This window comes from Bacillus sp. BB081 (genome assembly GCF_008368895.1).
Classification (GTDB): Bacteria; Bacillota; Bacilli; order Bacillales; family Bacillaceae_G; genus Bacillus_A; species Bacillus_A wiedmannii.
Map to the genome: position 1 here is coordinate 1 of NZ_QOZX01000077.1, position 21531 is coordinate 21531.

30 protein-coding genes and 1 pseudogene are annotated in these 21531 nt (G+C 33.6%); 8 read left to right on the top strand and 23 right to left on the bottom strand.

Translation table 11 applies throughout. From position 1 onward, the window contains the following. From DN394_RS29880 to DN394_RS24325, 3 genes and pseudogenes are all read right to left on the bottom strand, one after another. The coding region (locus DN394_RS29880; RefSeq protein ID WP_149294328.1) for an AAA family ATPase at window positions 1-114 on the bottom strand (114 nt) is incomplete at its 3' end. 218 nt (window positions 115-332) lie between these two features. After that, window positions 333-714, bottom strand: a pseudogene (locus DN394_RS24320) (hypothetical protein); the annotation flags it as partial. Between the two features lie 25 nt (window positions 715-739). Beyond that, on the bottom strand, window positions 740-1315 hold the full coding sequence (locus DN394_RS24325; protein WP_149294329.1) for a DUF4825 domain-containing protein: 576 nt from the start codon (window positions 1313-1315) through the stop codon (window positions 740-742). Window positions 1316-1754: 439 nt separating this feature from the next. On the opposite strand from DN394_RS24325, the gene DN394_RS24330 reads away from it, so the two are divergent. Genes DN394_RS24330 through DN394_RS24355 form a run of 6 tightly spaced genes read left to right on the top strand, consistent with a single transcriptional unit; the run spans window position 1755 to window position 2740 of the window. Next, window positions 1755-1895 (top strand): YrzI family small protein, encoded by a 141-nt coding sequence (locus tag DN394_RS24330; protein WP_000156189.1) that lies wholly within the window; start codon window positions 1755-1757, stop codon window positions 1893-1895. Window positions 1896-1922: 27 nt separating this feature from the next. Continuing rightward, on the top strand, window positions 1923-2066 hold the full coding sequence (locus DN394_RS24335) for a YrzI family small protein (RefSeq protein WP_000142721.1): 144 nt from the start codon (window positions 1923-1925) through the stop codon (window positions 2064-2066). Window positions 2067-2094: 28 nt separating this feature from the next. Next, window positions 2095-2238: a YrzI family small protein gene (locus DN394_RS24340; protein ID WP_060487131.1), complete on the top strand. Its 144-nt coding sequence runs from the start codon at window positions 2095-2097 to the stop codon at window positions 2236-2238. Between the two features lie 26 nt (window positions 2239-2264). Further along, window positions 2265-2408, top strand: coding sequence for a YrzI family small protein (locus DN394_RS24345; protein ID WP_097918370.1), 144 nt, complete (start codon window positions 2265-2267; stop codon window positions 2406-2408). Window positions 2409-2433: 25 nt separating this feature from the next. Then, window positions 2434-2574 (top strand): YrzI family small protein, encoded by a 141-nt coding sequence (locus DN394_RS24350; protein WP_000669812.1) that lies wholly within the window; start codon window positions 2434-2436, stop codon window positions 2572-2574. A gap of 25 nt (window positions 2575-2599) precedes the next feature. Then, window positions 2600-2740 (top strand): YrzI family small protein, encoded by a 141-nt coding sequence (locus DN394_RS24355; protein ID WP_000668503.1) that lies wholly within the window; start codon window positions 2600-2602, stop codon window positions 2738-2740. A 240-nt stretch (window positions 2741-2980) separates the two neighbouring features. Here the strand turns inward: DN394_RS24355 and DN394_RS24360 are convergent, their stop codons facing one another. Further along, entirely contained in the window at window positions 2981-4066 is a 1086-nt protein-coding gene (locus tag DN394_RS24360) for an AI-2E family transporter (protein ID WP_000837880.1), read from the bottom strand. Window positions 4067-4215: 149 nt separating this feature from the next. Here DN394_RS24360 and DN394_RS24365 point away from each other — a divergent pair, with 149 nt between their 5' ends. Next, window positions 4216-5037 carry an HNH endonuclease gene (locus DN394_RS24365; RefSeq protein ID WP_000189719.1) on the top strand — a complete coding sequence of 274 codons (822 nt, stop codon included), beginning with the start codon at window positions 4216-4218 and terminating at the stop codon, window positions 5035-5037. Window positions 5038-5266: 229 nt separating this feature from the next. Here the strand turns inward: DN394_RS24365 and DN394_RS29550 are convergent, their stop codons facing one another. From DN394_RS29550 to aacC, 10 genes are all read right to left on the bottom strand, one after another. Next, entirely contained in the window at window positions 5267-5359 is a 93-nt protein-coding gene (locus DN394_RS29550; protein ID WP_001289320.1) for a putative holin-like toxin, read from the bottom strand. 223 nt (window positions 5360-5582) lie between these two features. After that, entirely contained in the window at window positions 5583-6695 is a 1113-nt protein-coding gene (gene ssuD, locus DN394_RS24370; RefSeq protein WP_149294330.1) for an FMNH2-dependent alkanesulfonate monooxygenase, read from the bottom strand. A gap of 76 nt (window positions 6696-6771) precedes the next feature. After that, window positions 6772-7620, bottom strand: coding sequence for an ABC transporter permease (locus tag DN394_RS24375; RefSeq protein ID WP_097918368.1), 849 nt, complete (start codon window positions 7618-7620; stop codon window positions 6772-6774). Between the two features lie 16 nt (window positions 7621-7636). Continuing rightward, complete coding sequence (locus DN394_RS24380; RefSeq protein WP_097918367.1) at window positions 7637-8623, bottom strand: aliphatic sulfonate ABC transporter substrate-binding protein; 987 nt, start codon at window positions 8621-8623, stop codon at window positions 7637-7639. An 18-nt stretch (window positions 8624-8641) separates the two neighbouring features. Beyond that, entirely contained in the window at window positions 8642-9397 is a 756-nt protein-coding gene (locus DN394_RS24385) for an ABC transporter ATP-binding protein (protein ID WP_046959729.1), read from the bottom strand. Window positions 9398-9582: 185 nt separating this feature from the next. Continuing rightward, the gene (locus DN394_RS24390; RefSeq protein ID WP_098208913.1) at window positions 9583-10107 is read right to left on the bottom strand and encodes a ribonuclease FAU-1 family protein; all 525 of its coding nucleotides are present in this window, start codon (window positions 10105-10107) and stop codon (window positions 9583-9585) included. Between the two features lie 175 nt (window positions 10108-10282). After that, window positions 10283-11323, bottom strand: a complete 1041-nt coding sequence (locus DN394_RS24395; RefSeq protein WP_098208914.1) for a hypothetical protein — start codon at window positions 11321-11323, stop codon at window positions 10283-10285. Between the two features lie 12 nt (window positions 11324-11335). Then, window positions 11336-11809: a tetratricopeptide repeat protein gene (locus DN394_RS24400; protein WP_141542896.1), complete on the bottom strand. Its 474-nt coding sequence runs from the start codon at window positions 11807-11809 to the stop codon at window positions 11336-11338. A gap of 137 nt (window positions 11810-11946) precedes the next feature. Next, window positions 11947-12636: a phosphopantothenoylcysteine decarboxylase domain-containing protein gene (locus tag DN394_RS24405; protein ID WP_098208916.1), complete on the bottom strand. Its 690-nt coding sequence runs from the start codon at window positions 12634-12636 to the stop codon at window positions 11947-11949. 12 nt (window positions 12637-12648) lie between these two features. Further along, window positions 12649-13449 (bottom strand): BA2930 family N-acetyltransferase, encoded by an 801-nt coding sequence (gene aacC / locus DN394_RS24410; protein ID WP_141474995.1) that lies wholly within the window; start codon window positions 13447-13449, stop codon window positions 12649-12651. Window positions 13450-13620: 171 nt separating this feature from the next. On the opposite strand from aacC, the gene DN394_RS24415 reads away from it, so the two are divergent. Further along, window positions 13621-14070 (top strand): hypothetical protein, encoded by a 450-nt coding sequence (locus DN394_RS24415; RefSeq protein ID WP_149294331.1) that lies wholly within the window; start codon window positions 13621-13623, stop codon window positions 14068-14070. A gap of 74 nt (window positions 14071-14144) precedes the next feature. Here the strand turns inward: DN394_RS24415 and DN394_RS24420 are convergent, their stop codons facing one another. The 9 genes from DN394_RS24420 to DN394_RS24460 form a co-directional block, all read right to left on the bottom strand. Further along, the gene (locus DN394_RS24420; protein ID WP_149294332.1) at window positions 14145-15392 is read right to left on the bottom strand and encodes a glutathionylspermidine synthase family protein; all 1248 of its coding nucleotides are present in this window, start codon (window positions 15390-15392) and stop codon (window positions 14145-14147) included. Window positions 15393-15412: 20 nt separating this feature from the next. After that, entirely contained in the window at window positions 15413-16024 is a 612-nt protein-coding gene (locus tag DN394_RS24425) for a hypothetical protein (RefSeq protein ID WP_149294333.1), read from the bottom strand. A 189-nt stretch (window positions 16025-16213) separates the two neighbouring features. Further along, window positions 16214-17404, bottom strand: coding sequence for a DUF418 domain-containing protein (locus DN394_RS24430; protein ID WP_149294334.1), 1191 nt, complete (start codon window positions 17402-17404; stop codon window positions 16214-16216). Between the two features lie 316 nt (window positions 17405-17720). Further along, window positions 17721-18128: a GNAT family N-acetyltransferase gene (locus tag DN394_RS24435; protein ID WP_097918380.1), complete on the bottom strand. Its 408-nt coding sequence runs from the start codon at window positions 18126-18128 to the stop codon at window positions 17721-17723. Window positions 18129-18184: 56 nt separating this feature from the next. Continuing rightward, window positions 18185-19123, bottom strand: coding sequence for a DMT family transporter (locus DN394_RS24440; RefSeq protein ID WP_097994070.1), 939 nt, complete (start codon window positions 19121-19123; stop codon window positions 18185-18187). A gap of 69 nt (window positions 19124-19192) precedes the next feature. Then, the gene (locus DN394_RS24445) at window positions 19193-19714 is read right to left on the bottom strand and encodes a DinB family protein (protein ID WP_097918356.1); all 522 of its coding nucleotides are present in this window, start codon (window positions 19712-19714) and stop codon (window positions 19193-19195) included. A 15-nt stretch (window positions 19715-19729) separates the two neighbouring features. Then, window positions 19730-20230 (bottom strand): GNAT family N-acetyltransferase, encoded by a 501-nt coding sequence (locus DN394_RS24450; protein ID WP_149294335.1) that lies wholly within the window; start codon window positions 20228-20230, stop codon window positions 19730-19732. A 34-nt stretch (window positions 20231-20264) separates the two neighbouring features. After that, the gene (locus tag DN394_RS24455) at window positions 20265-20810 is read right to left on the bottom strand and encodes a GNAT family N-acetyltransferase (protein WP_097918354.1); all 546 of its coding nucleotides are present in this window, start codon (window positions 20808-20810) and stop codon (window positions 20265-20267) included. A 15-nt stretch (window positions 20811-20825) separates the two neighbouring features. Further along, window positions 20826-21527 (bottom strand): nucleotidyltransferase domain-containing protein, encoded by a 702-nt coding sequence (locus DN394_RS24460; protein ID WP_098705474.1) that lies wholly within the window; start codon window positions 21525-21527, stop codon window positions 20826-20828. Between the last annotated feature and the right edge of the window lie 4 nt (window positions 21528-21531).

Genomic DNA, 21531 nt, shown 5'->3' on the forward strand with positions numbered 1-21531 from the left:
AGTACTTTTCCCCGTACTATTTTTACCAACTAAAATAGTTAATGGCTTAATTTCAACTTCTTTCGTATCAATTAAACTTCTTAAATTTTTAATTCTTATTTTTTTCAAATTCATACCCTCCCATTGTACATTCTCCCTGATATAATTATAGAATTTCAGTGTTTTTGTAAACTTTAAAAAAGCAGATATCAATTCTTTTCATTTTTTATTGCAATCTAGATATTAACCTCCGTTTAATTTTCCTATATTATAATAACACATTGCAGATTAACTGATTGTCATATTTTGTCGAAATAATACATATAAACATTCTTCGTCTACTACTTATCCTAACCTAAATGATAACTTGTACGCTCAATTAAATGTAATAAACTATAAAAAATCCATATACTTTTTTTCTCCCCATACCTGTATATATGTTTTTCCCCACTCATCAAATATTTCTTCAACCGTTATTAGCAAAACTTCGGAACTTACTTGTTTTACCGGAAAGTACTCCTCAATTCCATTTTCAAAAACTATATTTGGATCCTTATAACGATTTGTATTTCTCTGTAAATGTTCACAAATATGCAGTACGATTCCACCAATTGAGTTAATAGAGTCCCTTTGTTTCCACAAATCTTCTTCATTAATGAGTTTTATTGCCTGTACTAGCTTAATTAAATAATGATCTTGCATTCGATGATAAATAATTTTGTATACTAACTCCACCTTTTTCCTCCCATCATTTCAACTACTACACTGGATATTTAACAAATAAATCTTTCCGAAAATCTTTATCATTTATAAGCAGTCTAATTTTTTCGTTATTATCGTTAAGGAACTTTACTACTTTCTTTTTATCCCATATATCATTTTCTTTTGGAAAATCATCAAATTTTTCATACAAGATTGATAGTATCTCTTCTCTTTTTATCGTGAAATTTTTATTTTCTACTTGAAACTCGTAACTTTTCGCATTTGGTACTAAAATCGCTAGATAAATAACGTTAAAGAGAAAATTCTTCTCCTTTGTGTCCTTGCCATCAAACCAATACGTCTCAACCATGTCTTCTGTCAGAGTTCCATTTGCACTATATTTTACCTTTATACTTTCATTCTCTAAACTTATACTTTGAAATGTTTCACCACCGGGTAAATGATTAACAATTACAACCACATCTGAGTTATTACCAACGTATGTCCCAGCATACTTCTTAAAATGACCAGGTTCAACATCAGATATTTCTTTTATTCTTTCTCCGCTAGAACAAGCAGTAATAAATAAAAAAATTGTTAGCATAACAACCACAATACGATGCATATATTTCATTTAGCATTCCCCATTTTTATCGATATTTCGTTCATTACAATACTTCTTCTCAAAATCCTTTAAAATATACGCATTTTAATCAAAATTAAAAATTTTCAATTTTTATGTTTACAATTATCCATTAATTGTATATACTTACTAACGTAAGAAAAAATTCTAAAAGGAGGTCGAAGGAAATGATGAAATTACAATTACATGCTTTAACTTTAGCGTTAACTGCACCTTTGTTTTTCGGACAATTAAATATGAATTCGACCACCCTAATGGAGAATTGAAAATCGCACTTTATTTCTATTAATTCATAAATTTGCCACAGGAGGTCGTATACTTTCCTGTGGCTTTTTGACGCCCAGCCATAGGAGAACTATATCTTCCTGTGGCTTTTTTGTGCGATTTTTTAGCCTCTTATATTATTTTTTAAAGAAAGGAGCAACATTCGATGACTATTAGCGTATTGTTTTTAAGTATTACGATTCAAAGAAATACAATTTCCAAAGATGAAATTTTTCATAATGAGCAAATTGAAAAAGCTATGAATGATGTTAAGGAGCGCCAAGCGCTTTATTGTGATCACCTGTAATTCCTTTTCGAAAGGAGGAATTCATTTATGACTTTTCATATTTTCTTTTTTACAACTGTACTTCAGAAAAACACTTTATCTGAAGATGAAATCATTCGTAAACAACAATTAAAACAACTGACTGATAAAATGACTGACATTAAAAGTTCATACTATACGCAAATGTATTAAAAATATATTTTAAAGGAGCATTACCTTCATGAAATTTAAAGCATTCTTTTTAATAATCACCATTCAAAAACGTAAGCTTTCTCAAAGTGAGATTATGCATGAGCAACACATTCAAACTATTATGGACGAAGTAAAAGAGCACCAAGCTTCTTATTACAGCCGTCTTTTCTAAATAACTTTTAAAGGAGCATTATCCTAATGAAATTTAAAGCATTCTTTTTAACGATTACCATTCAAAAGCGTAGGCTTTCACAGAATGAGATTTTGCGTGAGCAACATATTCAAACTATTATGGGCGAAGTGAAAGAGCGTCAAGCCTCTTATTATAGCCGTCTTTTCTAAATAACTTTTAAAGGGGAAAAAACAAATGAAATTTAAAGTATTCTTTTTAACGATCACCATTCAAAAAACTAAGTTCTCAGACAGTGAGATATTGCATGACCATCAAATTAATAAAGCTATGGAGGATGTAAAAGAACGTCAAAGTCACTACTGTAGCCATCTATAATTCCTTTCGAAAGGAGGAATGTATCATGAAGTTTCACCTATTCTTTTTAACAATTACAATTCAGAAAAAGAACCTTTCTGAAGCTGAATTAAAACAAGAAGAACAATATAAAGAGATTATGGACGAAATTCGAGATCGTAGAAGCAAGTACTACTCTCATCTATAATCCTTTAAAAATATAAAATTTGAAAGGGGTCGATTATGATGTTGCTAGCACGCTGTGAGGAAATGATTTGGATAGTTCAGAGGGATTCCACATAGTTTTATAGAGGCTATATCATACAAGTTTACCGTTATATTTGATATGTAATAAATATATAATAAAAGTTTATGCATACACTTTTTTACATTGATTAACAAACAAAGATACACCACTTAAAAAGTGGTGTACCTTTCTCAACTTATACTATTTTCGATTACTTCGTTTCGTCTTAAACAATCTCACTAAGTTCGATACAACTGTTTTTGTTACTGCATAAACTGGTACTGCCAAAATCATTCCGATAATTCCCGCAAAGTTACCTACCCCTAAAATTAAAATAATAATTGTTAACGGATGGATATTTAATTTTGAACTCATAATACGCGGTGAAATGATGTTACTTTCAAACTGTTGTACAATTGTTACGATAATAATTACGTACAACGCTTGCATCGGAGATACGAACAGACCTACAATAACAGCTGGTGCTGCACCGATAAATGGACCTAAGTTAGGAATGATATTTGTAAATGCTGCTATAATTCCTAAAACGAAAGCGTACGGTAAATCGATAATTAAATAACCGATAAAAGTAAAAGCACCTACAAATATACAAACGAGCGCTTGCCCTTGAATATATGCAGATAATGTTTCGTTCGTTTCCTTAATGATACGAAGTCCTTCTTCACGGTAAGACTCAGGTAATAGACTAACTGCTTTCCCTGGAAACGCATGTCCATCTTTAAACATATAAAATAAAATAAACGGTACTGTGAAGATAACTAATGCAACGTTTGTGATAATACCAAATAAAGCCGTTGCACTCGACGTAATCGTGTTTGGTATATCCTTTAAGTATTCAATCGCATTTTTCTCAATTGTTTCAATGGAAACGTAGTTTTGTGTAGATAACCATTCAAATAATCTGTGATGGGATAAATCTTGTATGTATAGTTTTCCCTCTTTAATATAACCGGGCATATTTTTTACTAAATCCATTAACTGTTGTGAGATCGTTGGAACAACTACCCCAACTCCAACTGCAGTTAATGTTATAATAAAAAGATATAACAGTAAAATCGCTAAATTTCTAGGTACTTTTTTATTCTCCAAAAAGACTAACAATGGGTTAAATATGAAGTATAAAAATAACGCGATTAAGATTGGGAAAAACAACGTTGATATGAAGATACCAATCGGTTGAAATAGAAACGATATTTTTGTGCAAATAAATATGATCGCTACAACCATTAGCACTTCTAATGTCCAAAAGTGCACTTTCGATTTCAAAAAAACGTCCTCCTTTAAACTAGCACTTCTCTTTATTGTACCAAAATAAGCAAGAATTTCACATAATATTTTCCTTTACAATATTCCAAAATACCAATAAATACACTACAATGAGATTACATACAAATTTGCAGGTAAAGGTGATAAAAATGACACAATGCATCATATGCAGAAAAGATACGAAAGAACTTAGTGAACAATATGTCATCCCCGAAATATTATGTGGATATTATTTCACAAACTCAATTTGTGATACTTGCCAAGAAGAAATGACAACAAATATTGATCGTCCCTTAATTCGGCATAAATTAAGTCAATTTAAGATTGAGCAAATGAAAAAACAAATTGATTCCCCGCTCTATACGAATGAACATGGTGAGGAACTTGCGGCTGCTGAGACAGATGTTGTTGCAGTAAGTGATGAAATACTTTATTCCAATGCATTAATTATGAAACTATGTAAAAAGCACGATATTTCACTACATAATGAAATTTGGAAAGAAGAACGTGTAACGAAGGTAGCTAGCTCTATTCAACGTGAATTACTTTTAGATAACCGTAAATACAAAATGAGCGTATTAAAAATGGCTTATACTTTCGCTGTACAAGCTGTTGATGGCTATTTTGAAGATCCAGATGCGATTGATATTTCTAACATTCTATCAAATGCCGATTTTATGGAATTAAAAGAAAAAAGTATAGTTCGCGATTTAAGTAAAAGTTCTTTATGGAATACATTAAATACAGATAGCGAGAACCATTACTTTATTTTATTAAGCGATAAAGATGGCCTGTTCTGTTTCATTCGTCTATTTGATATATTTGACGTTGTCGTTCATTTATCAGAAAAGAGATATGAACTTTCATCTCCAATTGTCGGCGTAAATGATGTAAATAGGCAGGAATTTTATGTCCAAACTTTAAAACAGTATATGGATGGGCTATTTAAAGAAAGAAAACCTTCTATTTAATCGAAATCAGAACATACGGTCTCCTTTCTTGATGAAAAGACACTGTGTTATAATAAGTATGAAAAGAACAATACAATCACATAAACCAATTATTAATTGTATATAAATAAAAAAAGACTAGTGTGCGGCTACACACTAGTCCACGTAACTTAGCAGATTGGATTGTTCATTTATCCTATTTGTTTCTTACAAACAAAACAACCCACATTCTATTGGCATAGGTGGGTTGTTATTTTTTGAGCTTGTCTATTAAAACGACGACGAACGTTAACAATGCAACGAGAAACAGTCCACCCTGCAGTAGCAACGCTATTTCACTCACGTATTATCACCCCCCTCCTACTTTGGAGAAGTGATAATTGAACAACCAACCGTACCTTAAGTTACTATTTAATTTTACCATATTTTCTAATAGTTTACGATGAAAACCCGCAAGTGAATTACTTGCGAGTTTTTTTATCCCGTATTAACAGGCAGTAAACAAAATGAAGCAAACATAGGTGAAACTGCCTGTTAATGCCCGATTGGATCAACTTTATTTCTCACTATTTTTTTAAAGCATATGCATCAGCTATCATTTCACCAATAATTTTATTTTCTTGTTTCTTCTCGTCTTTCAATAAAGGAAATAACAGTTCTGCCACTTCATATGCCTCTTCTAAATGGGGGTATCCCGATAATACAAACGTATCAATTCCTAACGCTTCATATTCTTTTATTCTTTCTGCTACTGTATGCGGATCTCCAACAAGCGCAGTACCCGCACCACCTCTTACAAGCCCAATTCCAGCCCATAAGTTAGGACTGATCTCTAACGACTCTCTCGTACCTTTATTTAAATGTGTCATTCGTTTTTGTCCGACTGAATCATATCTTGCAAATGTTTTTTGAGCGAGCTCAATTGTTTCATTATCTACATATTGGATTAACCTTTCAGCCTCTTCCCATGCTTCTTCTTCTGTCTCTCTTACAATTACGTGTAGTCTAATTCCAAATCGTACGTTACGCCCCTTCTCTTCCGCAAGTTTTTTTACTTCATCTATTTTCTCTTTCACTTGCTCTGGTGGCTCTCCCCACGTTAAATATACATCACTATGTTCAGCCGCAACTTCTTTACCTGCAGCGGACGATCCGCCAAAATAAATTGGTGGATACGGTGTTTGAACCGGAGGAAATACAACTTTACTCTCCGTAACTTTAATATGTTTTCCTTCTAAAGAGATTGTTTCACCTTGTAATACTGACTTCCAAACCTTTAAAAATTCATCTGCAACTTCATATCTTTCATCATGTTCAAGATACAATCCATCACCTTGCAATTCAACAGGATCTCCTCCAGCTACTACATTAATAAGTAATCTCCCATCTGAAATTCTATCAAATGTAGATGCCATCCTCGCTGCAACTGTCGGTGACATTAACCCTGGTCTAACCGCTACTAAAAATTTTAATTTCTCTGTCTCAGCCGCAAGAGCTGATGCTAACACCCATGGATCTTCACAACCTTGACCAGTTGGAAGTAATACACCAGTATATCCTAAATAATCAGCTGCCTGTGCAACTTGCTTATAATAACCATATTCAGCTGCTCTTCCTCTTTTTGTCGTTCCTAAATATCGACCATCTCCATAAGCTGGAATAAACCATAATAATTCCATACCTTTACACACCCCTTATTTATTTTGAAATGTATACTAACATACTCTATATAAATTACCCCTAATAATTTATATGTTAATTCCCTGTCTCTCCTTTAAAATTATCTCGCCATCTTAAAAACTTCACTTCTAGTAAACGTACGAGTGAATCAGAAAACTTCCCAACGAATGCAAAAATAATAATGCCGACAAATACGATATCTGTATTTGAAAATTGCCTTGCATCCATAATCATATAGCCGATACCTTCTGTAGACCCCATAAGTTCTGCTACTACTAAACTCACCCATGCAACTCCTAAAGATAACCTTGCTCCGAGTAATAAGTTCGGCAATGCCGCTGGTAAAATCAATTTTGTAATTAATTTTCTTTTACTAAACTCTAACACTCTCGCGACATCAAATAGCTTTGAATCTACACCTCGTATCCCTAAAAACGCGTTTACGTATAAAGGAAAAAATGCACCGTCCGCAATTAATAATACTTTCGATGTTTCTCCAAAACCGAACCATAATACGAAAAGCGGTGCAACTGCTAAATGGGGTACAGTTCTTAACATCTGTACTGACGGATCTAAATATTGCTCACTTCTCGTTGAAAATCCAACAATCGTTCCTAAAATAATTCCTAAACTCCCGCCAATAAAGAAACCAGCCGCTGCCCTGAATACACTAATACTTAAATGACCGAATAACTCTCCTGTTTTTATAAGTTCTTGAAAAGCTAGAAATATATCTAATGGCGTTGGTAAAACTGTTTTAGAAACTAAATCGAATACGCCGGATAGCTGCCAAATAATTAATACGATAATCGGTATAGTAATCGCTCTCACTAGCACTTTTCCATTCTTCTTTCGCACTTTCTTTACATTGTTTTTGCCAATCGTTATACTCGCCCTTTTCATAAAAGCTTTCGTATTCTCCAATTTACAAAACCTCTTTTCATTTCGCCTTTAACGCTTTTTCTACGAAAGAATTGTCTACTACTTTATCTGTCTTAATTTCTTTCTTTATAGAACCGAGCTTATATTGAAAATCCGCTGTCTTTTGCTGTTCCGCTATTATTTCTTTCGTTACTGGAACTAAAATTGGTTTGTCGTGATTAAACACTTCTTTTACAATTTCGGCATCTATTTTCTTTGCAGAAGTATATATTTTTATCGCTTCATCTAAGTTTGACTCTTGCCATACACGTGCTTTTTCATAAACTTTAAGGAATTTCTCAACTAATTCTGGATGCTCCTTCGCAAATTTTGTTCTCGCAATTAAAAACTCTGGTGAAGAAACATTTAATAGTTCACCATCTGCAATAACCTTTGCCCCTTTATTTAACGTATGTAGTGAAATGAATGGATCCCAAATGGCCCATGCATCTACTGATCCGGATTCAAATGCCGGCTGCGCTTCATCTGGTTGCAGTTGAATGACATTTACATCTTTCGCATTTATACCTTCTTTTTCTAATGCTCGATATAATAAATTAAATGCGCTACTTCCTTTTGCTACTGCAATTTTTTTACCTTTTAAATCTTTTACACTCGTAATCTTGCTATCTTTTTGTACAAGAATTCCTGTTCCTTTTCTCGCATAACTTGTATTAGCAATTTCAGTAAATTCAATACCTGCTGCTTGCGCTGAAATAACTGGGGAGTTCCCCACTTCACCAAAATCCAACCGATTTGATGCGATTGCCTCAAAATAAGGAGGTCCGCTTTGAAACTCTGTCCATTTCACCTTAACTCTTTCTTTTTTAAACTCCTCTTCAAACCACCCTTTTTTCTGTGCCAGTAAGAGCGGGCTTAATCCTTGCTGTATACCAATTTGTATTGTTACCTCTTCTTTCTTACTACTTGCAGTGCTTTTTTCACATCCTAATAAAAATAAAGATATAACTAATGCAAAAGAAAGGACCTTACATTTTTTATACATATATAATCCACCCTTTTCCTATATACTTGTTTGAATTAGTCCCCCGTGTTCAAACTGATGTAGCACTTTCGTTCGAAGTTGTTGGAACGATTGAGAAGTTTTATTCCGCGGATAAGGCAAACTATTTTCAATAACTTTATGTATTTTCCCAGGCTTTGCACTCATGATGATAATTCGGTTTGAAAGATATATCGCCTCGTCTATATCATGAGTAACAAATATCATTGTCGTTTTCTTTTGTTCCCAAATGTTCAGCAACACTTCTTGCAAATGACTTCGAGTAAAAGCATCCAATGCCCCAAATGGTTCATCAAGTAATAATACATTCGGATCTCTTAATAAAGCTCTCGCAATTGCAACACGTTGTGACATCCCGCCTGATATTTCTTTCGGATATGATTTTTCAAAACCGTCTAATCGAACAATTCCAACCCATTCCTTTACCTTATCCTTTACATACTTATCTTTTAGCGACAAATCTGCAGCAATATTTTCTTCTACTGTTAACCACGGAAACAAGCGGTGTTCTTGAAAAATAAACCCTTGTTTCTTACTCGGTTTTGTTATATGCTCCCCATCAATAATAATTTCACCTTCAAAATCGTTGTCTAAACCAGCAACAATTTTTAATAATGTACTTTTTCCACAACCACTCGGTCCAATTACAGTTACAAAATCCCCTTTCTCTAATTGAAAATTAATATCTTCTAATACTTGAACAGTACCGGTTTGTTTCGAAAAATATTTTGATACCCCATCAATTGAAACAGTCACTTTTTCCCCTCCTTGAAATGATTCATCTAAATGAATAAATTCAGTATTTGTGCAATAAAAAAACCAAAGGCACTTTATCAATAGATAAAATGCCTTTGGTTTCTCCAATCAGCAATATGTTATAGAATTAACTACATATTATACAAATTTTTCCGATGAGTCAACTAGGTTTTGTTAAAATTTAACTATTTCTTCCATAACCCATTTTTAAAGAATGTATTCGTCTCTAAAATAATTGCGGAAAGTAACTCTTGAATATTACCTGTTAATGCATAAAGAGCTTCCTTCACATATCCATCTTCAAAGTTTCCTAACGGCTCTGGTAATTCATCCTCATCCAATATAAAATATTCTCCATTTGGAAGTACCATAATATCGATGATTAAATCTTCAAAGGAAACTACTTCGCCTGTTATTTGCGTATTTTTTACAACATTAAAATAAGAGCCTAAATACATTCCATTCTTATCTCTCCATATGTATAAATTGTATGGACGATTTGCCCAGTAGTATGCAATTGTATAACTTCCTTTCGGGATCGTTAACTTCATATCGTTCGCTGCCATTGTAAAAGAGTACTGTACTTCATGATATAAAATAATTTTGTCCCGCTGCGCTTCTATTAGTAAACAAGCATGGTCTACGGTTGTACCATCATATCGGATTTTTCTTTCAATAATTTCAATGTCTGACGTACATAAGCAACTCATTTTTTTATTTCCCCTTTTATTTTAGTTCTTTCATTATATCCCTTTATATTTCCACTAAGAAAGCGTTCAGTCAATTTGTTTCTTGTTTTTAAAGATAAAATCCATATAATCTCATTTTCTACTCCACAAAAAAGCCCCTTCTAAATTAGAAGGAACTCCAATAGCATTATTCACGTTAGAACTTCTCCGTAACCGCATCATAAAATTTCCGTTCCTCATCAACATTTAAGTGAACACGACTTACTGTTTTAGAAAATCCATATAACAATTGTGCTTTCACTGGCTCTTTTAGTGTTATTTCAAATGTTGGTGGTTCCTTTATAAATTCCATCACAGTTGCGTCAAGAACTTCTTTCTCTTTCTTTAAACTTTCTCCTTTATAAAACGTAATTGTTTCAATTTGTGTAAATGGTATAACCATTTTCTTTCCTAATCCAATTTGAATGATTACCTTTTCTTCCGCAACAATAATTGGATTTTTACGTATTGCTTGTATTTCAGCTAAAAAATAAAACATTGCATATACATTTAAAATAAGTAACACCCATGCTATTACTGGATTCCATTGATGAAACAAATAATGAAAACCGATACTTTCTATTAAGGTCGCATGGATTATCATAACATATACACCTATTGCACCTGTCTTTTTGTGATATGAGTATACGGATTCACCTTCTGGCACTTTTACACGCCATGAAAAAAATGCATAATAGACTAACTTACACTCTGTTAAAATGACATCTACTAACGTATTTCTTTTCATATTTGAGTCAAACGCTGCATCAATTGCATAAGAAAATGAAGAATACTCACTTTTATATTCTTTATATCTTTTTATTATGGTAGGAAGCTTTCTAACAATTTTATATAGAAGGAATAACTCTAAACATACAAAAGCAATTTCTCCTGCAACTATAATATAAGAAACGTATGAAAAAGCTTGTAAATAGTCGCTTGGAATAATAGATTTTGCAAATATATATCCGGCTATTACAACAGGCAATATATACGTTAACGAGTATCTTTTTCGAATAATAAAGAAATACGTAATGATTGGAATTACAAACATACAATCTAATAAAGAACCAAGCACTACTTCTTTCGGAGCAGCTGGTACAATTGGAAGAGCATATAATAAATAGTTTGATAACAAGATTAAAGATACGATTCCAATCCAAATACCTTTCCGCCTTCGCGAAAGTGTGACACTCATACGTTCACTCCTTTATTTAAAAACTTCGTCTAAACGGTCTTTATAAAATGAAATGGCACGTTCAAATTCTTTAACTTCGTCTACTTTTATCACCGTTTCAAGTAATAATTTCATCGCAGATTCATGGTCATTTACATTATATTTTGCTAATGACAAAAATACTTTCATCACGTCATTATCCGGAAACTGCTGCAAACCTGTTTCTAAAACAGTAATTGCTTTGTCATACTCACCTATACAACGATATGTACTGCCAAGACCGATATATGCACCGCAAAGTGACTCCCCATCAAGACCATTTGCAATTGCCTGTTCATAATACGGCACAGCGTCTGTTTCAAGTCCCATTACATCATGTATCCAGGCACATTGAAAAAGCACTTCTGCATCCCGCGTAAAATTGGTTAACCCCATAAGAATCTCTCTAGATTGCGCATATTTCTTTTCATTTCTTAGTTTAATAGCTTGCTTTAATAAATGTTCCATAGAATCCACTCCTCACCAATTATTCTATGTATCCATCTTGAATGGTTAACGTTTGTGTAAAAGTAAAATTCCAATAAATTAAAGTTTCGCTTACCTATATATACTATGCGGATTCACTCTTATCCAAATACTTAAAATTATAAAGCAGTAATGCGATTACATAGTAACTCTAACCTTTTGACAATTTCTTTCGCTGTTTCATCTTTTCCATTACATAACTTCCCTTTACCGTCTTGTCCAATTACGTAGTGCACCGCTCCGCGTGAATATAAAGAATGTGGTGAATTTGCAATCATTACACTCGCCTTCGCTTCTTCCATTCTATTTTTCGCTCTTTCAAATAGTTCTTCTTCATTTACATCACTTTCAAGCTTAAAGCCTACGAGCACTGTTTCTGGATCCCACTCTTTTATTTGTTTTAATACTTTCGGTGCTTTTTGAAAATGAATAATTGGCGCTATATCACTTGAGATTTTTCCATTCATATCAAGAACGCTTCCGTCTTGATCACAAATCTTATCCACAATCCAATCTGATCCAGCAGCTGCCATAATGACCGCATCGACCTTTTCATGCGTAATAATACTTTTCATTTTATCTTGTAAATCAACAATTCCTTCGAATGGGTGTAATTCTAATTGATTATTTATATCGTTTGGTTTCTCGGCAAAATAACCGTGTAAATATATAACATGTGCTCCTTTACTTATAAGCTCTTCTGCAATTATTCTTCCAATTGTTCCTTTTGCCATATTCGTATGACCACGCACTTGGTCCCATTTTTCTAAACAACCACCACTTGTAATTAATACCTTTTTCCCCTTCATTATAACCATCCCTTACTGATTTTTCTTGCGAAACCATTCTGTTCCAAAATCAACGATATCACGTTGTTTCATAAGACGGCACTTTGCGTTTCCTATTTTCCCCATTGTTACAGTACCCTTTTGCTCAAACTCTACACCGATTTCTACAAACTTATCAGAATCGTAATCCATATCAACAAACTCTTTCCATACTCTTTCACCATTTTCTATAATAGGTGCTCCTACTTTTATTAACTCACATGCACCAGAACGTACTTCAGATAAATGTACAGACGTGTTGGAATCATAACCAACACCAATTAATAATATGTTCCCGTCTAAATCATATATTTTTCTTAATGGAGATTCCTCTCCTAAACTCATCGATAGTGACTGATTCATCGTTATTTCTTCTGCGTGTTTTCCCCATGCAGCAAAACTTCCTAATGGATGATTGCTGCGAACTACATTCGGATATGTACGAAAACATTCAACTATTTCCCCCATGCCTCTTGTTGGTGTTATGCGAGGATCATACGCTGGTACATTATCACGGATAATCTGCCACCAGTCTTCAGGGACAGGCGGTCTTGACCAATGTTTCGGATCAGATAAATCTGAAGATTGCGTTGGCATAATGATTGTTCCTTCTTTTGTAACAACTTTCATTAATGCTTCAATTACCGCAACTGCCCCACCAGATATCCAGCCGATAGAACTCAACGAAGAATGCACAATAACCGTCATTCCTTTTTCTAACCCTAATTTTCTTAAATCATTTGTAATTGTTTTGATTGTATTTGGCAATTGTGTACTTGCCACTATGTCATTCATTTTCACGATTGTTCCCCCATTTTTTTAAAACTAATACATACATATATTATCATATTTTTCTTAATTTTTAACTTAATCATTTTTCACATCTATAGAAAATTGTAATATAATCATACAGAAAATAGTTAAATTATGGTGTATTGATTCGGAATATCAAAAGAAGGTGAATAAATGAAGAAATTTATATACTCTTTTCTACTATGTGGACTTATTACTTTAAATGGATGCGTTTCTGCTCAAAATGACTATGAAAGTTATTGGGTTTTGGAAAAATCCAGTTATAATGAAGGTGGATCTGGACTAACCAATTTATATGAAAAAGCACAAGAAGATCCAACTATGGTTCATTACTCAAATGATAGTATTAGTGAAGGGAAAAGATTGGTATATTTAGCATTTGGAAAAAACTATAAAAACGATGAAATTACAGTACAAAAAGTAATAGGCAAAAAAGACACTTCCGTTATCGTATTACAAATTGAAAAAGGGCAAGGAAAAGATGAAAATCCTGTATTGTATATTGGTGTACCAAAACTTAGAGATTCAATAAAAATAGTAGATACAGATGGTAAGAAGATTTTTGAAATGAAGAAGGGTGAAGGTTTTACATCACAACAATAAAAAACTTTCATTCTCATTTACACCTTATACAGAAACGAAAGAGCTCATCATTTGTAATGAGCTCTCCGTTTACTTTATCCTTCAATTGTAACCCCAGTAAACATTGATAAGTTTCCCGTTATTTTCTCGCCTACACGTAAAAATAACCCTGCGGCTCTCCCGCTAATACAGTGTGAACCAATTAATAGTTTACCAGTATATGGACCATCCCATGTGTCAATTGTATAGTCAGGCATTTCTATGTATTGCTGATATATTTTCCGTTGTTCAAAGTAATACTTCGTTTTATCTTCAGCTAATAGTTCATCATTTTCGTATATAGATACTCCTCCGCCTTCACGGCCGTATAAAGGTTTAGAAACATATGATTCATTTCTTTCTATAAACGGTTTATTTGTAAAATATGTTGGTAAGAAGTAGTTCTGAATGATTTCTCGCTCTTCTTTCTCAAAGAAAACTCCCTCTTCGAACAGTTGCCAAATTAATGCGAGTACACTTTTATTTTGCATAAGAAAAGCAGCAGGTGGATTAATAATTTTCACTCTTCCTTGCGCTATATGATCTAAAAGCTGAAGTCCAATTCTTTTCTCATTTTTATCGGTATCTGAAACTAAATATTCAATTGGATATAGTCTATATAAATAATGGATTCGTTCGCCATTTGGCGTATATATACCATCATCTGCAACGACGATATCTTGTATTCCTATATAGTCCGTTGATTGATCTAAGCAATAGCTTCTTAAAAATTGAACTGTTTGATGATCTTCATCGTGCCAATCATAACTAGTAAAATATATCGTCTCTTCAGGACCTATATTATAGTCATGTTTAATTTGTTCCCACGCCTGCACAATATGCTCTTCTATATGATTTGGGTGATTCACATCGTGATAACGGCATAACACTTCATTTGCGACAGACGGCTCTAAATAACCTGTTGGTGTGTCACAATTTACTTCTATTAACTTTATATCTTCACCATTTACGATAAAGTCAAACCTTGTAAAATATGAAAACAAACCAGTATGTTTCATTCTCGCAATTTCCCACGTTTCAGCTGGAAATCGTAGTTTTTGAAAATCTTCTGTCGTATTGACAATATATTGATACGTTCTATATAACACGTACATAACTTCCTCTGTCGCTTTTGAAATAGCAGTATAAGTTTTTACTGGCATACGATACATACCTGTTGCCATATATTGATTCCATTCTTCATTTTCTAATAGACTCGGCCATGTAAAACCATTCCGACCAGCCTCTTCCGCAAGTGAAAACCATACTTTCATATACTCTTTCTGCTCTTGTTCTGTATACATGATCCTATTATCCTTTCGTGTTATGATCCGGCTGGCGCTTTTGCGTTTCCAATTCCACTTGAACCAGAATTCACTTTCGGCGTTTGAGTAGTAGATGATTTCGGCGTATTTGTATCTGGTGTCACTTTATTTGAGGAATTGGGCTGTTGTTTGTTTAAATCTACTTTATTGGAAGAATTATTGGTGTTACTGTTAGTTCCACCGTAGTATCCACCACCACCGCTGCCACCAGTTCTACTTTGGTCTTTTTCACGATATGGAATAATATTATTTGCATACGGTTTCTTCATTACATTGGGTTTTGCTATATAATTCATATTTGAAGTTCTGCTTGCTAATAAATATCCTGCTACGAATGGCAGTATCGGTAAATGTGAGTTTTCATTATACGATGAAAACGATGGATTAATTTCCTTGCATATCTCATCATTTTCTACATTTTCATTAGTAGGAGTTTTATCATCACAATGTAAAGCTTCTTGTTCATTGCCTTGCTTTGCACCATCTGTTTTAACAGCGGTACTTTCTTTCTGTACAGTTTCTTCTTCATAATCACCACACCCAGTTAATAAAAATGATGATACTCCTATTGAAGCAGCGACTTTTATAAATTTACTTTTATCCATTCTCATGTGTTATACACCTAATTTCTTTTATCTATATTTTTCCATATAACTTTATTATATAATATATATGTTAATTTTTTCAAACTAAACTCTATATGCACATTTGCATATTTTATACTTTTTATTCCATGAATAAAAACAAACTATCATTAGATTATAATTTTATTTATAGACAATAATAAATTGAAAGACGACCTAATACCCGGGTCGTCTTTCAATTGTGTTATTTTTATATATTAAACGTCTCAATAAAATCTCTAATGGTCCATTCAGATTGTTTTTCTCCATTATTGTAGCTAATATGACAGACAATATCCAAATACTTATAGCTATCAATGCAGCAAGAGCGTTACTTACAAGCCCTCCTAAATCAAATGCTACAGGTGATAAAAGTATAACAAGCAGTGCCTCATTCAAAACAAAAAATGTTAATGAGCGTTTTCCCAAAGCAATTAATGAACGGCTAAAGTGCCCTAGATTTTTTAATCTACTCCCTATTATACCGAAACCCGTTGCATATGCTAATCCTCCAACAATTCCAGTTAAAATATGGATTCCATTTACCATTCCAGCCGTAAATACACTTGGATACCATACAGTCCCTATAAAAGATAGAGGCAAAGCACCTATTAAGGAAATTGCTAATCCTATAATTGTTATAAAATATAATTTTTTCAAATGTTGCTCTGGTTTTATTAATAACTGATATCTAGCAATCCACAAACCAAGAATTACAGAAGGAAGAATCGGGAACATAAAATGGATGAGAACGGGTATAACAGGAAAGAAAAGTAATCGTAACATTGTAGTACTAATATACGTGTCTTTTGCTGAAACATCTGGTGAAAAACCGTAATCACCTATTGCTTGCATATTAAATCCCCATATTATTGGAATAAAAATAATATACAATATAGTGATAATCGTAAATGTTCGAATTAATGTTTTCATTTTACACTTTAATAGCGGACTTACAAGAAGCCCCGCTACGCCATAGGCCATAAGAATATCTTGCCCTCCAATTAAGACCGCTAACACAACCCCAAACAGTATTAAATACCAAGAGCGTCTTCTTACAATTTTCACAGCATGATTTTCATTTTTCTCTTTTGATATTTGCCCTTCAAGTGCTAGAACCAAGCCGTAGCCTAATAACACGGCAAACATCGCTCTTGCACGGTTATCAATTATGAATATACCAAAAAGGTTTACAATTTGATCAAAAAAACTACCGCTTTCCACCCTATGCATAATTCCAGGATCTGCAGCATATAAGTAAAGCGGTGCATGAGCAAGTACGATTAATAGTAACATAGTACCCCTTGCTAAATCTAATGAGACTGCACGTTTCTTCTCAATTGTTCCATTATTTATAGATTTACTCATATTTTGCTTCCTTCCTTTGCATCATCTAAACATTTCGACCTTTCTTACATTTTTGTCAAAAACTAATAACTAGCTACTATTAAAATTAGAACAGATAAAGTGAAACTTGAATCAGTGGAGGTTTTGTGCATCCTCCACTAATTAGAAGCCCGTACCAATCGGGCATTTATGGGCTGCAAGGCTTCCAACTAACTAACTTCCTTACTCCAGCCGAATTTTAATGTGGGAGCTTTACTACCCACCAATAGCGAGATAAATAAAAAACGAACTATTTCTTCAAATCGTCTTCCGAATATTATATTCTAAGATTATTTCATTATGTTTTATTTTTAAAATACAAATGAAATCTTTCAATCCCCGGATATCTTTCTCCTAAACTTTTAACCTGAAAACCAATTTTTTTATAAAATTCTACTGCCTCATTGTCTGTCTCTGCTTCTATATAAGTTAATTGAAGCATTTTTACTACTTCTTTTATCATTTGCAACGCAATTCCTTTATTACGATATTGTGGAGCGACTGCTATGTGACATATTCTCGCTTTATTTGCTCCGATTATTTCAATACCTATACAAGCCTCCTCTTCATATCTGTACAAAGTCCCTTTATTACTTTCATAATATAAAACTGCTTTCTTTAAGCTAGTTTCACTTGGCCCAACTGCATACTGTAACACATTTAAAATTGGATCTTTCTCAATTTGTTCCACGCGTTGCAAATTCATTTCTACATCCCTTTCCATGAAAAAAGACTAGCTCTTTCTATAAAGAGCTAGTCTCATTACGCCGTTATTTTTTCTTCTTTTTTCACAACGACTGCTACATAACTATGTAGTATCATTCCGACAATAACAAGACTCATTCCGATCCAAGATAAAGATGACGGAATTGGCGCAGATAGCAAGATAAGTTCTCCTACTAGCGCAAATAAAACTTCACCAGACTGAGTTGCTTCTACTGTTGCTAGTTTTTGTGGATCATCTTTTACAAGATCTGTCGCAAAGAAGAATAGTACGGTCGCGATTAAACCTGAACTAACAGCTACAATAAAACATTGGAAAACTTGGCTACTTGACGGTAATCCGCCTGTTGATACTTCATAACCAGATAGTAAAAACCAAAACGGTAAACTTGCTAATGTCATACCGAGAACTCGCTGGAATACATCTAATTCTCCTTTACAAACTTGCATCATTTTTCGATTTCCAAGAGGATACGCAAACGCTGCAATAAGTACAGGAACTACACATAAAAAGGTTTCTCGAATTCCTAATGAAGAAGCATGTTCTACTTGCATGAGTACAACACCGCTTAAAATAACCCCAGACATAACTAATTCCTTCATTGGAAGTTTTTTATGTAATGGATCTACTGCAAAAAACGGTGTTAACAAAATTCCTGCGACAATCGTAATTTGCCATGTTGATGCAACAAGCCAACCAGGTCCAAAAGCTCCGGCAAAACTAAGTGGTGCATAAAAAAGACCAAATCCAACGATACTCCACACTAACCATTCTTTCGGATTATTTTTCATATATTGAAGGAGTTGCTTTAAGTTCCCTCTATACATGACAATAAGTAAAAGCATTGGAACCATAAAGTAGTACCGTAATGAAGCACTCCAAATCCAGCTTCCACCTTCTAAGTCCATCGCCCGGTTTAAAACAAAGGTAAAGGCAAAGAAAAATGATGCCAATATCCCTACTGCAATAGCTTTCATTATAAAACTCCTTGTTTAGTTTCTTCTTATACTATACAACAAATTAAATATAATTAAAATTCGAAATCTTTATCTCGCATGTATTCTAGCTCTATATAATTTTCTTAACTGACTAATATGAGCTTGATGGTACCGATTATGATCGGCTATATGCCATATTCCCCACCTTATAGTCGCATTTTCTCCCTTTTCGTAAAAAACTTCTCGTGTTAAATCCTTTTCTGTTAGTTTCATACATCCCTCATATAACATATGTTGCACAGCTTCATAATCTTGCATTACTTGTTGCAACGTCTGTTTTCTTAAACTTGGCAGTTCTCCTACTTCATTTAACATAGGTCCATATATATTATTCAGTGTCTGTGGAACTTCCACTCCTTTTAAACGATACACCCAGTGTAAATCAACCACCGCTAAATGCTGAAGTAGCTGTCCTATACTATTTTCATTATTTTCTGACCCTTTAAAGGACAGTTCTTTCTCATCAGTACCTTCTACTAACTTTTGCAATCGTTTAAATGTATCAGTAACCGTCGCATATAGAATCGCTACTTGCGGGTTCATATTTTTTTCTAAATGGAGATCTTTCATACTAAACTCCCTCTATTAAAAGAACAAGACCATATGTTCATCATCACTATACACACCATTCATCTTTATAGCTCTCTTTTCAATCCCATACGTTTTAAAGCCCATTGATTCATACAATTTTTTTGCTGGTTCGTTTGTAGATACAACACCTAAGTTCAATTGTTCTAAGTTCATTTCTCTTGCTCTTTCAATTGCCTTACGTATTAACTCACGTGCAAGGCCACTTCTTCGATTACTTGCATCTACATACATCGCAACGATATGACCTTTATGTTTATACGCCTCTTTCTCTTCTGTTAGTAAAGTGACAACTCCAACTAATTGATGATCCTCATTAAAAGCACCGAATGTACAACTAGTAGTAGCTGTTAAATTACTTTCCACTCGCTTAATAGGATTTTCCTGGCGAATCGCCTCTTCATAAGTTGTTACAAATGCCTCTGGATTTACTTGTAATGCTTGTAAACGTAAATCCCAATATTTTTCTGCATCTTCTTTCGCAAGTAATCGAATCATATTTCTCCAGCCCCTTTAAGTTTACATAATATTTTTATAAACTACTATTTACAGATTCATATTCTTCTCTTAACATACTATAACGACAACGATGAATGAACTCCCCTAGACGTAATCGATCATTTCTCATTAATCCTTCATAAACAAAACCAGCCTTTTCATAACTCTTTCTAGCTTGTAAATTATCTTCATCTACACGTAGCCATACTTTTTCTAATTCAAATTCAAAGAATGCTATATGTAACATGCTATATAGGGCGGCTATTCCATACCCTTTTCCCCAATATTCTTTATTACCAATCGCGATTCCTAGTTCTGCATTTTTATTTGTTTTATCAAAGTTTTTAAGATCTACCCACCCAATATGTATGCCAGTCTCTGCAGTGATAGCTCTTTGTTCATAACCATTTTTTCGATTTATACATGCTTCAATCCATTTTCGCGTTTCTTCACGAGTGAACGGTGGATATTGATCTGGTACAACTAAATGTTTTGTTACTTTTGTATCTAATGACCATTGATATCGATCTTCTACATCATCTAGTGTCAGTTCTCTTAATTGAACATATGGTACATTCATTGCGTTATCCCCTTTTTATTTTCCTATAGAAAACCCTTCAAACATTCTTCCTCCGTACTGTTCTAGCGTTTTTTCTACAAAAGTAATTAATTTTCTTTTCTCTCCCGTTGTATAAAAATGATCGAACGCTGCTACAAATTGGTCTGCATATTGTTCATCATATCTTCTAAGTACCCTTATAAACCATTTTGAATTTCCAAGCCATTTACCATTTACTCTTAATACATATTCATGTAATAAATCAGCTAATAAATTCGCGATAAACAATTCTTCTTCTCTTTTTGATGCACCAATAAAATCGTCCAAAGTATCCGTAATAAAATACCGTTTCTGCTTCATCATTTCTTCAGTCCATTTAGCTGGCCCTTTATTTAGTAAATCATTTGCTTCTCTTTTTAATTTCTCAACAATTTCATTTTGCCCTTTTAATACAATGCCCTCTGAAACTAACTGTGGTAACGAAGGTCTCCCTCGGTCACAATCCATTTTAAAAAAGGTTTTACACGTTTCAAAATTATGTACAAACACTTCAACAGGCCATCCATTACTATAGAAAGATTCTCTATAACAAGACGTTAAACTTTGATCAACTATAACAATGTCCAAATCAGATGTTTTTGTCGCTTCACCTCTTGCAACGCTTCCTCCCAGTAAAGCTACATCACAATTCGGAAATTGTGATGTAATTATGCTTTGTGCTGCTTCCGTTGGTTTCATAACC